Genomic DNA, 12,492 nt, shown 5'->3' on the forward strand with positions numbered 1-12,492 from the left:
TCGCTCCGGACACTTTCATTTACCGCATGATGTATCCAAACAGGTCAGTTTGAACAGGGACATGCATCAGGTGTGAATCAGCTGCAATAATTATAATGCTGTTTTAGCTTACAGAATGCGAAAAACAGAATGATATATTCCGCCAGGAATCCGCAGTTGTGAACCACAGTTTATTTCATGATATTTCAGGCCTTTTTTATGACCTGAACTGAAGTCAGGCTTAAGAAGTTTAAAGTTTCGGTTCGTTTTGCTGTTTTATAGCTAATATTTTGTGATTGTTATGCGGTTGTTGCACTGTGCAGTTCGGGCTATGGAACATCCGGTGTTTAAAGCTTAACCGGTTCTGCAGGCTGTTGTTTCATACAAGCGGCAGGGCAGGTGTTTTTTGAGGGCAGAGAAGTGAGAGTTTTTTCCTACCGGAGCGAAGTTGATCCGTTTCATGCCATGGATGTGCTCGCTGAAGCGAACCGGCGCCGCGCAGAAGGCGCGCCGATGATCTCCATGGCGGTTGGTCAGCCTGCTGATCCGGCACCGCTCCGCGTGCGTGAAGCTGCGCAAAAAGCTCTGATTGATGGTAAAATCGGTTATACGGATGCGCTGGGCCTGATTGGTTTGCGTGAAGCGATTGCGGCCCATTATGCCGAGCAATACGGCGTTGAAGTCAGCCCGCAGCGCATTGCCGTGACGACCGGCTCATCGGCTGCTTTCAATCTCGCCTTTCTGACTTATTTTGATGCCGGTGACCGTGTGGCGATTACCCGTCCGGGTTATCCGGCCTATCGCAATATTCTGAAAGCCCTTGGCGTTGAAGTTGTTGAAATCGGCACCGGTGACGGTGCAAGCGCCAATCTGACAGCTGAAAGCCTGATTGCTGCCCATGCAGAAAAACCGCTCAAAGGTGTGCTTTTCGCCAGCCCTGCCAATCCGACCGGCGCAATCATTGAAGATGATGAGTTAAAAGCCATTCTGGAGGCGGCGCGCGAACGCAATATCCGTGTGATCTCCGATGAGATTTATCATCGCCTGACCTATGACCGTCCTGACCAGACTGCACTGGCTTTTGATAATACTGTGACGGTCATCAATTCCTTTTCCAAATATTATTGCATGACCGGCTGGCGTATCGGCTGGATGGTGCTGCCGGAAGAGGCAGTGCGCCCGAATGAACGTATTGCGCAAAGCCTGTATATTTCCGCACCGGAACTGTCACAGATTGCGGCGATTGAAGCCTTTAAGGCAACGGATGAGCTGGATATCATCAAGCAGCGTTATGCGCTGAACCGCTCTATCCTCGGCGAGCATTTGCCGAAAATGGGGCTGACACTGGCTGCACCAATGGATGGTGCATTCTATGCCTATTGCGATGTGTCCCGCTTTACCAATGACAGCATGGCCTTTGCCCGCAAGATGATTGCCGAGATTAATGTGGCGACTACACCGGGGCTGGATTTTGACCCGCTGGAAGGCCATCGCACAATGCGCTTCTCCTATGCGGGTACAGCCGATGAAATGCGTGAAGCAATGCGCCGGCTGGAAGGCTGGCTCTGAGTTTTTGAAACACAATTATAAACAAAAAGCCGCCGGAAATTCCGGCGGCTTTTTTTATTCTGGAGCGGTTCCGGTTAATATTGAACCGGCAGAACCGCTCTAACTTTTTATTATAACGCGCATCTTATCCGATCGAAGCGGGATACGCTCTACGGACTTTATTGGCAGGGCTTAAAAGAAGCCCTTTTTCTGCCACCAGCCACCACGTTTAGGCTGATCAGACTTAGGCTGATCTGCAAGTTCTTCCTGCTTGTCAGCCTGACTGATCTGCGAGGTCACAACCGGTTTGGATGCTTCCTGTGTGCTGCTGCGTTTACGTGCAGGCTTTTCTGGTTGCTGTTCCGCAGCAGGTTCTGCCACCTCTGTCACAACAGCTGCTTCAGCAACTTCAGCCTGTGTTTCTGCGACCGGCTCGGCTGCTTTTTTAGCGCGCGGCTTGCGGGCAGGCTTGGCTGGTTTTTCCGCAGCTTTTTTGCGTGTGGTTTTGGCCGGAGCCTCATCACTCACAATTTCAGCTTCCGTAACCACTGCTTCTGTAACAACCGGTTCAGCCACTTCAACCACAGTTTCCGCAACGGTTTCGGCCGTTGCTTTTGCACCGCGTGGTTTTGCAGGCCGTTTACGGGCAGGTTTTGCAGTTTTCTTTTCAGATTTTGCCTCAGCCTGCGGGTCTGCTTCAGTCTTGAACGGAGCATCCTGTGTCAGGGCAGTAGCGGGAGATACTGATTTCACCTGCGGGTTAAAGCCCACAAATTCCGGTGAAGGCAGAGGTGCCGATGCTTTTTTCGCAGCCTGTTTATAGGCAGTCAGGCGGGTGACAGCTTCATCACGGCTGAAGCCGACAAATTCCACTGCAGGCATACGGTTGTCATTGTCATATTCACCGCGACGGTTCTTGCGTCCGCCACGACGGCCGCGACGACGCTTCTTACGACGGTCTTCTTCCGACTGGGAAGGTGCGTCATCTGCGTCTGTATCATCGCCTTCATCTTCATCAGCAGAGGCTTCACCCTGTGTTTCCGAATTATCGCGATCACGGGCACCGCGACGACGACGACGACGACGGCTGCGTTTGCGGTCGTCATTATTATCGTCGCGTGCGTTATCTTCATCGCCTGATGTTGCTTCGGTTTCCGCATCATCTTCCACATCGATGATTTCCGGATCATTTTCCTCGTCATAAGGCATGAACTGGATTGTCTGCGGAACCGGATTAACAGGACCGGCAGCCGGTGTGCCCTTATCAATCGCCAGATGCTGATGACCAACGGTTTCATCGATCTGCAATTCAATCGTCAGGCCGAAACGGCTTTCCATTTCTGCAAGCAGATGGCGCTTATGATTCAATACGTACAGCGCTGTGGCCTGTGGTGCACGAACAGTAATATTGTTCTGCGAATTGCGCTGCAGGAATTCTTCAATCGAGCGGATGACAAAAAGCGCCGTCGAGGAATCCGAGCGGATCAGACCAGTACCTGCGCAATGCGGGCAAGGCTGCATGGTGCTTTCGAGAACCGATGCACGGATACGCTGACGCGACATTTCGAGAAGACCGAAATGCGAAATACGGCCAACCTGAATACGGGCACGGTCATCTTTCAGGCAATCTTTCATGCGTTTTTCAACGGCACGATTGTTGCGCTTTTCTTCCATATCAATGAAGTCAACCACAACCAGACCGGCAAGGTCGCGCAAACGCAGCTGGCGCGCAACTTCTTCCGCGGCTTCCAGATTGGTCTGCAATGCAGTTTCTTCAATCGAATTTTCACGGGTTGAACGGCCGGAGTTGACGTCAACCGCTACCAGAGCTTCGGTCTGGTTGATGATGATATAACCGCCGGATTTCAGCGTGACCTGCGGATGCAGCATCCGGTCGAGTTGGGCTTCAATGCCGTTGCGGGCAAAGATCGGCGTGATTTCACGGTAAGGCTGGACGACGCGCGCATGGGTCGGCATCAGCATCCGCATGAAATCTTTGGCTTCGCGGTAACCGGCTTCACCGGCAACCAGAATGTCCGTGATATCTTTGTTATAAAGGTCGCGGATCGAACGCTTGATGAGATTGCCTTCTTCATAAACGAGGGCAGGCGCCTGTGACTGCATGGTCAGCTGGCGGACATTATCCCACATACGCATCAGATATTCATAGTCACGGCGCACTTCTGCCTTGGTGCGGTTGGCACCGGCAGTACGCAGGATCACACCCATGCCCTGCGGCACTTCGAGTTCCTTGACGATATCTTTCAGGCGTTTGCGATCCTGAATATTGGTGATCTTGCGAGAAATACCGCCACCGCGTGCGGTGTTTGGCATCAGTACGGAATAACGGCCTGCCAGCGACAGATAGGTTGTGAGAGCTGCGCCTTTATTGCCGCGCTCTTCTTTAACCACCTGCACCAGAATAATCTGGCGGCGCTTGATAACTTCCTGAATCTTGTAGTGCTTGCGATGCGCACGGCTACTGCCCGGCAGTTCTTCCATCGCATCTTCAGCGCCGACCGATTCAACCTGATCGTCTTCATCATCGTGATCTTCATCATCGTCACTGTCTGACGCGTGCTGTTTGCGCGGTGCTTTCTCGCGGATCACCGGCTGATCAGAAGAGGCAGCCATGACGGATGTGTTATCATCCGCATCGTCATTTGCCTGTTCCTGAGCGGCATTGAGCAATGCCTGTGCATAGGCTTCCTGCGCTTCAACGGCGAAGTCGCCGACAAATTCAGGTGCCGACAGAGCAGGTGCCGCAGCATGATCTTTGCTGTTGTTGTGATGACGGTGACGGCCCGAGCCGCGACGGTCGTTGTGACCGCGGCGATTGCGGCGTGGTGCTTCTTCACGCTCTTCATCATCTTCATCACGTGCTGCGCGGGCTTCTGCTTCCAGAAGCGCTTTACGGTCAGCTTCCGGAATCTGGTAATAGTCCGGATGAATTTCGGAAAAGGCGAGGAAGCCATGGCGGTTGCCGCCATATTCCACAAAAGCAGCCTGCAATGACGGCTCAACGCGGGTTACGCGTGCCAGATATACATTGCCTTTTAACTGCTTCTTATGCTCAGATTCAAAATCGAATTCTTCGATCTTGTTACCGCGCACCACTACGACGCGCGTTTCCTCCGGGTGGGAGGCATCGATAAGCATTTTGTTCGACATAAGTGTTTTTCCTTCCGGCGGAAAAACGCAAATCAAGAGGAACCGGAGACGCTTCGGGAGCGCCGGTTCGTATATATTCGCGGTTGCCGGATAAATTAAGGTTCGCCGGAACGCAGAGTACAGTCTTCACGCGCTGATGCCTTGCGGCAATCGCGATTTTCAGGCTGGCAATGGTCAAGTCTGCGTGACCCATAGCGGTTCCGATCGAAACGACCTCGAAAGACCTGATAAACAGGCCGATTATAGTGCCGCACAAATCCAAAAGGATAAAATATGCAGCAATTCAAAAGTGTTACGGCATTTTAAACTGCGTTTCTTACAACGCGTGATGCCGCAGATAACAGATTGCCGATTATGATTTCTCACATAGTCCGCAGTCTTTATGAGCAGTGGCCGGGGGAACCGTACCAGTGCTGAATCCTTGTTCAGTTACGCTGAGCCGCCGGATAATCTTTCAAACCAGAATTATCACAAACGGCCGTTCTGCAGTTTTCTGACGGTTGTAACGTCAGGTTCTGAGCTGATCTGCCACGATAAGAGCCTGTCCGCGGGTGTTAACCGGACGCTGGACAGAGAATGATTCCGATGGCGGATCTGTAACCTGATAATGCTTTTAGGACCTGATCGCCCCTCTGACAAGCAGAATATAATAATGCGTCACACTCCGTTCAAACTAATCAGGCATAAATTTTATAATTTCGACATTTATCTCAATGTTTTAGAATGATTTTCTGATGTCGTTGACGCGGGATTTACGTGAAGATGCGGCGCGCGGAATCTAAGCCGGCTTTATTTCATGTGCGATTTGTGTGTGCAGCTTTGTCAGTTGCCGGTTGCGACGGGAAATGGCATTGAAATCTTGTGATCATAAAAGCCGGATGCAGAGACAGATTTGATGAAACTTGCAAAGGCTTCATTAACGATAAAGCTCTAGCATATCTGTGTTACGGGCGGTTGCAGCATCCGGCAGGAGCGGGTGAGGCAGTGTGGTTTTTCTGAAACAGGAGAAATGAAACTGCTCAGACGTCACCGAACTGCCGCAAAGGCAATCATAATGCCCGATCACGGGCGGGTGTTCGTAAATGCTGATTTACGGGCAGGGGGTTGCAAACGATGTGCAGGATCTGAACGAATCTCAGCTTTGTAATAATTTGATCGAGACGATGTTTTTACGAATTCTGACAGCCAATCTTTTTTCTTTAAAACCGGCTTTTCGCAAATTTTTGCGGCAGCAGGCATTGCTTTCGGCTTTTTTGACAATAATGCCGCTGTATTCTGCATTTGCAGCACAGGGCGGTAAGTCTGAACTCTCTGCGCTGACCTTTAAAATGGCCGGCGATGATCTGCGCAGCCGTATCGTTGTTATGTTTGACAATGAGCCGAATGTGGAGACGCATCTTCTGGAGCGTCCGCATCGTCTTGTGATCGACCTGCCGGAAACCAGTTTCGGTTTTGATAAAGAATCACTGACACCGCGCGGCCTGATTTCCGAGGTGCGCTACGGACTGATTGCGCAGACGCGGTCGCGGTTGATTCTCAATGCCAAAGGGCCTTTCAAAGTTGAAAAGCTGGAAGTTGTAAAAAACGAATCTTCATCCGGTTATCGTATGGTTGCGGATATTGTTGCCAGTTCTGACCGCGAGTTTGCACAGGCTCTTGCCGATCAGAAAGTGACCACGGCCTCATTAAATGCTGATACAGGCGGGGCGTCTCCTGCCATCAGTGATACGCTCGGCTCAAGCCACCAGTTTACGGTAATGATCGATCCGGGACACGGCGGCATCGACAGTGGCGCAGAAAGTGTGAGCGGTACACTGGAAAAAAATGTGACGCTTGCTTTCGGGCGCGAACTTCGTGATGAACTCATGAAGAACAAGAATATCAATGTTCTCCTGACCCGCGAGGATGATACTTTTCTGCGGCTCGGGGAGCGGGTGCGTCTGGCGCGCCAGCATGAAGCGGATCTGTTTATCTCACTTCATGCTGATACGATCCGCCATAAGGATATCCGTGGTGCGACGGTTTATACATTGTCTGACAAGGCGTCGGATGATGTGGCCAGAGCCATGGCGGAGCGTGAGAATAATTCTGATGCCAGCGCGGGTATTTACAGCGAAGAAGCACCGGTTGTTCATGATATCCTCATGGAGCTGACTCAGCGTGAAACCCATTCTTTTTCGCTGAATTTTGCCGACGGGCTGGTCAAATCTCTGCAAGGGCAGGTTAATCTGATTAATAATCCTCATCGTTTTGCCGGATTTCAGGTGTTGCGTGCACCGGATGTTCCTTCGGTTCTCGTCGAAATCGGATATTTGTCGAATAAAGATGATGAAAAACTGCTGAAAGATGCTTCATGGCGCAAGCGTGCGGTGGAGCGGATTTCCCATGCAGTGGATAAATATTATACGTTGCGCAACAATGTTCAGGCGCAGCCGTAAACTCTGTGAGAGCTGCGTCAAAAGCGTCACAGAAATGAATAAAGAGTTAAAAACAGTAAATTCATCTTGTCTTTGACGTATTTGCTGTTCACTACCACGCTGTTGGTCTGGTTAAACACCGGATCAGGGTTCAGGTCAGGGCTCAGAGATGAATGGCTTGGAACGATTCATCAGGTTGAAAATAATTTTACGCTGCAAAGCCTGCTAAAATTGCCTGTGAATTTTTACTAAGTTAATGATATGTAATGCAGATAATCTGAAACGGACACCGGATAAAATATGGTACGGCTCATCGGATATTTTTTCGGCATCGGAACGGTGCTGATGCTGATCGTTGCGGGAGGCGTTGCCTTCTATGTCGGCAGCATAAGCAAAGACTTGCCGGATTATGAAGTGCTGGCCAAATATGAGCCGCCGGTGACAACGCGCGTGCATGCCGCAGACGGTAGTCTGATGGCAGAATACTATAAAGAACGCCGCATGTTCCTGCCGATTCAGGCTGTTCCAGATCGCGTGAAAGCAGCGTTTGTTTCAGCAGAAGACAAGAGTTTTTATCAGCATCACGGGCTGGATTATCTCGGTCTTACCCGTGCGATGTCCACCAATATTGTCAATAAGCTGACCGGTAATGACCGTCGCCCTGTGGGTGCGTCGACCATTACGCAGCAGGTTGCCAAAAACATGCTGCTCTCTTCCGAGCAGACCTATGATCGTAAAATCAAAGAAGCGATTGTTGCGCTGCGTATGGAGCGTACTTTCACCAAAGATCAGATTCTTGAGCTGTATCTCAATGAAATGTTCTTCGGTTTGGGCGCTTATGGTATTGCCGGTGCCGCGCTGACCTATTTTGACAAGTCCGTCAATGAACTGACCATCAGCGAATCTGCTTATCTTGCAGCACTTCTCAAAGGTCCTGCGAATTATCATCCTTATCGCTATACCCAGCGCGCGCTCGAGCGCCGCAACTGGGTGATCGACCGTATGCAGGAAAACGGCTATATTTCAGTTGAAGATGCAAAAGAAGCCAAAGAAACACCGCTTGGTGTGAAACCGCATAATGCGGATGGCCGCTTGTTCGCCAGCGAATATTTTGCCGAAGAAGTCCGCCGCCAGATTGTAGCCCGTTACGGCAATGCCTCTCTGCTTGAAGGCGGGCTTTCTGTGCGTACAACGCTTGATCCGCAATTGCAGATTAAAGCGCGTAAGACACTGCATAACGGGTTTATCCGTTATGATGAGGCGCAAGGCTATCGCGGCCCTGTCAAGCATCTCAATCTGAGTACAGACTGGGGTCAGGAACTGGGTGAAGTTGCCGGTCTGACCGATGTGCCTGAATGGCATCTGGCCGTTGTGCTTGATGCTACTCCGGATGCACTGGAAATCGGATTGCAGCCAGCCCGTGATCCGTCCGGTAAAATCAGTGAAGAACGTGCGACCGGCCGTGTTGCCGCAGCAGATATGAAATGGGCGATGCGCATGAATATCGGCGGTAAGCGCTCGACAGCGAAATCACCGGCAGGTGTGCTTGAGGTCGGTGATGTGATTTACGTTGAGAAAAAAGGCGAAGGCAGCGATGCTTATCGCCTGCGCCAGGTGCCTAAAATCTCCGGCGCGCTGGTTGCCATGGATCCGCATACCGGACGTGTGCTGTCAATGGTTGGTGGTTTCTCCTATGCGCAGTCGGAATTTAACCGCGCAACACAGGCTTATCGCCAACCGGGCTCAGCTTTCAAACCATTTGTTTATGCGGCGGCGCTGGATAATGGCTATACACCGGCATCCGTGGTGCTCGACGGTCCGATCTCTGTCAATCAGGGTGGTTCGCTTGGTGTCTGGAGCCCGAAAAACTATTCCGGCAAATTCTCGGGCCCTTCTACCCTGCGTTATGGTATTGAACAATCGCGCAACCTGATGACTGTGCGTCTGGCACAGGATATGGGCATGAAAACCGTTGCGGAATATGCAGAGCGCTTCGGCATTTATGACAAGATGATGCCGGTGCTTTCCATGTCACTTGGTGCTGGTGAAACTACCGTATTGCGCATGGTCACCGGTTATTCGATTATGGCGAATGGCGGGCGCTCGATCACACCTTCGATGATTGACCGCGTGCAGGATCGTTACGGCAAGACTATTTTCAAACATGACATGCGTCAGTGCCAGAATTGTAATGCTGAAGAATGGAGCAATCAGGAAGAGCCGGAGCTGGTTGATGATCGTGATCAGGTGCTTGATCCGATGACTGCTTATCAGATTACTTCTATGATGGAAGGCGTTGTTCAGCGTGGTACTGCGCGTATGCTGCTCAGCCTGAACCGTCCGCTTGCCGGTAAAACCGGTACGACAAATGACGAAAAAGATGCGTGGTTTGTCGGATTTACGCCGGATATGGTTGTTGGTCTTTACCTTGGTATGGACCAGCCGGCACCGCTTGGTCGCGGTGGTACAGGTTCCGGTCTTGCAGTGCCGGTGTTCAAAGACTTCATGACTGTGGCAATGCAGGGAGCGCCGAAAGTTGATTTCCGTGTGCCTGAAGGCATGACCATGATTGCGATCAACCGTCGTACCGGTATGCGTGCAACGCCGGGTGGCCCGGATGTGATTATGGAAGCCTTTAAACCGGGAACAGGTCCTGCTGACAGCTATTCTGTTATTGGTGCCGACAGCTTCCAGGAAGGTTCACCGGTGCAACCGCAATCGCCGCAGGCGAATAAGGCAATTAATTCAGGATCAGGCGGTCTTTATTAAGCCTGCCCGGAGCCTGAAATATTGACAGGCTTAAACACAATCAGCATACAGGCTTTCTAAACATGCCTGTATGCTTTTTTATTAGAGCGCCGTGCTGACACGAATTTTGTAAGACTGACAAAGGAGCCGCAGCTATGCGTGCCGAGATTGAGAACTTGGTTGATGAAATCAAGCAGGCCATAAGCCTGCTGAGGAGGCATCTTTGACTGGGATCAGTCACTGAAAAAACTCGAGTATCTGAACAGCCGCGCTGAAGACCCTACACTGTGGAATGATCCGCAGGAAGCACAGAAGCTGATGCGTGAACGCCAGCAGCTGGATGACAGCATTAACAGTATTCTGGCGCTGACCCGTTCGCTCGATGACAATATTGAGCTGATCGCTATGGGTGAAGAAGAGGGCGATAAGTCCATCATCACCGATGCGGAAAACGGTATTCGCGAGATCAAGGCGGAACTCGACAAGCGTCAGATTGAAATGCTGCTCAGCGGTGAAGCTGACGGCAATGATGCTTATCTGGAAGTTCATGCCGGTGCCGGTGGTACGGAAAGTCAGGACTGGGCGTCCATTCTGCTGCGCATGTATTCGCGCTGGGGTGAGCGCGACGGCCGTAAGGTGGAAGTTCTGGAAGTTCAGGCAGGGGAAGAAGCGGGTATTAAATCCGCAACCATCCTCGTGAAAGGCCATAACAGCTACGGTATGCTGAAAACGGAATCAGGTGTGCATCGTCTGGTGCGTATTTCGCCATTTGACTCCAATGCCCGCCGCCACACATCCTTTGCCAGTATCTGGGTCTATCCGGTGATCGACGACAATATTGAAGTCGAAGTATCGGAATCCGATGTACGTATTGATACTTACCGCGCCTCCGGCGCCGGTGGTCAGCACGTTAACACCACAGATTCGGCGGTTCGTATTACGCATATTGCCACCGGTATTGTGGTGCAGTGTCAGACCCAGCGTTCGCAGCATAAAAACCGTGAACAGGCCTGGTCGATGCTCCGTGCGCGTCTTTATGAAGAAGAGCTGAAGAAGCGTGAAGAAGCCGCCAATGAGGTGAATTCTTCCAAGACTGATATTGGCTGGGGGCACCAGATCCGCTCTTATGTCATGCAGCCTTATCAGCTGGTCAAAGACCTGCGCACCGGTGTTGAAAGCACAAGCCCGGACGATGTTCTGGATGGTGATCTGGATGAGTTTATGGAAGCTGCTCTGGCGCAGCGCGTACACGGCAAGGATGCTGATGTACAGGATATTGACTGATCTGAGTTGATTAAATGAAAAAAGCCGCCGGTGAGATGATCTTACCGGCGGCTTTTTTATGATCTGTTATTTAGGCACAGGGCCGGTGATGAAAGGATCAATTCCGGCAAAACTGGCAGCGGTGTTCAGATCAACAGCGCCTTCGTGGAATCTGGCATCATAGATCTGATCCGGCAGTGGCGGCATCGGCTGGGTCGCGACACTCTTTTCAGATTTCAGCATGGTCAGGGATGTGTCAGGCAGCGGAGCCTGAGCCGGCAGAACAGAGGCAGCCAAAGCACCGGCAATCAGCACACCTGCACTCACACTATAACCAAGCAGGCTGGCGAGCAGAAAACGCCCCGCGCGGCGTGGTAAGCGCAGCAGTGTAACAGAGGCGGATATATATGAACCGTATCGGGCCATGATCTTACCTGTAACTGACATCGTCTTATCCCGTAATGCCTGCTGTTCGTTCTGCTTTTCATTAAAGAAAAACAGCTTTGTGATATTATCTCAGACAGATTTGCGGGTTTTATATGGCAGTGAGAGTGAACTTTACTGCCCCGCAATTACCGTCTGAGCGGATCACTTCTTAACTATAACAAACTGTGCGGACGGGTAAAACTGTTCTGGACTGTTGCGCAGATCATACACCGTAACAGGGTTAATAAAGGGTTTCCGTGCCGGATATTTTCGATATTCAGCCGAGTTTGCGTGCGGCTTCAAGCACAGCCTCTGCGTGACCGGCAACTTTTACTTTGCGCCACACCTGCGCGATTTTTCCGTCTTTACCGATGAGAAAGGTAGAGCGCTCAATGCCCATATATTTGCGGCCATACATGCTCTTTTCTACCCAGACACCATAGGCATTGCTCAGGGCTTTTTCTTCATCAGCAAGAAGATCGATGGTGAGATCATGTTTATCGATGAACTTGTCATGCTTGCGCACGCTGTCAGGGGATACGCCGATAATGCTGACATTGATGGCATTAAATTCCGGTTTCAATGCGCTGAAGTCAATTGCCTCGCGGGTGCATCCGCTGGTATCGTCCTTCGGATAAAAATACAGCACATAGGCTTTGCCCTGAAGAGCGGCAGATGAAAGCGTATCGTCACTGTTTTTAGGCAGAGAAAATGCCGGAGCCGGATCACCTGCCTGCAAAGCAATTGCGGCAACATTATCTGTCGGGTTGGTCATAAGTGCGCCTTTCTTCATCCTTATGGGGGCAGAGACAGAGCGTGTTGCGTTTCATCTGATCCGCTGCATTCGCTCTATCAGTTTTCAAAAGCATGTTTATATGCCCAAACCGCATGTATTTGGGGAGAGACATGCTTCAAACTGTATCAGCATGTGAATAGTTCA

Annotated in this window: 8 protein-coding genes; 4 read left to right on the forward strand and 4 right to left on the reverse strand. The window is 51.0% G+C overall.

Annotation, left to right across the window (positions count from 1 at the left end):
• Window positions 1-444 precede the first annotated feature (444 nt).
• Window positions 445-1,548: a pyridoxal phosphate-dependent aminotransferase gene (locus tag HBA93_RS14340; protein WP_286201951.1), complete on the forward strand. Its 1,104-nt coding sequence runs from the start codon at window positions 445-447 to the stop codon at window positions 1,546-1,548.
• 171 nt (window positions 1,549-1,719) lie between these two features.
• Here HBA93_RS14340 and HBA93_RS14345 read toward each other — a convergent pair whose 3' ends face one another.
• The gene (locus tag HBA93_RS14345; RefSeq protein ID WP_221723698.1) at window positions 1,720-4,698 is read right to left on the reverse strand and encodes an Rne/Rng family ribonuclease; all 2,979 of its coding nucleotides are present in this window, start codon (window positions 4,696-4,698) and stop codon (window positions 1,720-1,722) included.
• A 1,062-nt stretch (window positions 4,699-5,760) separates the two neighbouring features.
• Window positions 5,761-5,979, reverse strand: coding sequence for a hypothetical protein (locus HBA93_RS14350; RefSeq protein WP_221723699.1), 219 nt, complete (start codon window positions 5,977-5,979; stop codon window positions 5,761-5,763).
• On the opposite strand from HBA93_RS14350, the gene HBA93_RS14355 reads away from it, so the two are divergent.
• The 3 genes from HBA93_RS14355 to prfB all read left to right on the forward strand — a co-directional run bounded on the left by HBA93_RS14355 (window position 5,961) and on the right by prfB (window position 11,147).
• Window positions 5,961-7,136, forward strand: a complete 1,176-nt coding sequence (locus HBA93_RS14355; RefSeq protein ID WP_121993458.1) for an N-acetylmuramoyl-L-alanine amidase — start codon at window positions 5,961-5,963, stop codon at window positions 7,134-7,136. The genes HBA93_RS14350 and HBA93_RS14355 overlap by 19 nt on opposite strands.
• A gap of 279 nt (window positions 7,137-7,415) precedes the next feature.
• Window positions 7,416-9,884: a penicillin-binding protein 1A gene (locus HBA93_RS14360; protein ID WP_121993422.1), complete on the forward strand. Its 2,469-nt coding sequence runs from the start codon at window positions 7,416-7,418 to the stop codon at window positions 9,882-9,884.
• A 134-nt stretch (window positions 9,885-10,018) separates the two neighbouring features.
• A protein-coding gene (prfB, locus tag HBA93_RS14365; RefSeq protein ID WP_116087919.1) for a peptide chain release factor 2 occupies window positions 10,019-11,147 on the forward strand; the annotation gives its coding sequence in 2 pieces (ribosomal slippage) (window positions 10,019-10,087 and window positions 10,089-11,147; 1,128 coding nt in all).
• 66 nt (window positions 11,148-11,213) lie between these two features.
• Here the strand turns inward: prfB and HBA93_RS14370 are convergent.
• Window positions 11,214-11,573: a hypothetical protein gene (locus tag HBA93_RS14370; protein WP_121993424.1), complete on the reverse strand. Its 360-nt coding sequence runs from the start codon at window positions 11,571-11,573 to the stop codon at window positions 11,214-11,216.
• 256 nt (window positions 11,574-11,829) lie between these two features.
• Window positions 11,830-12,327, reverse strand: coding sequence for a thioredoxin-dependent thiol peroxidase (gene bcp, locus HBA93_RS14375; protein WP_221723700.1), 498 nt, complete (start codon window positions 12,325-12,327; stop codon window positions 11,830-11,832).
• Window positions 12,328-12,492 lie beyond the last annotated feature (165 nt).

It is taken from the genome of Ochrobactrum sp. SFR4 (genome assembly GCF_019730395.1).
In the GTDB taxonomy this organism is placed as follows: Bacteria; Pseudomonadota; Alphaproteobacteria; order Rhizobiales; family Rhizobiaceae; genus Pseudochrobactrum.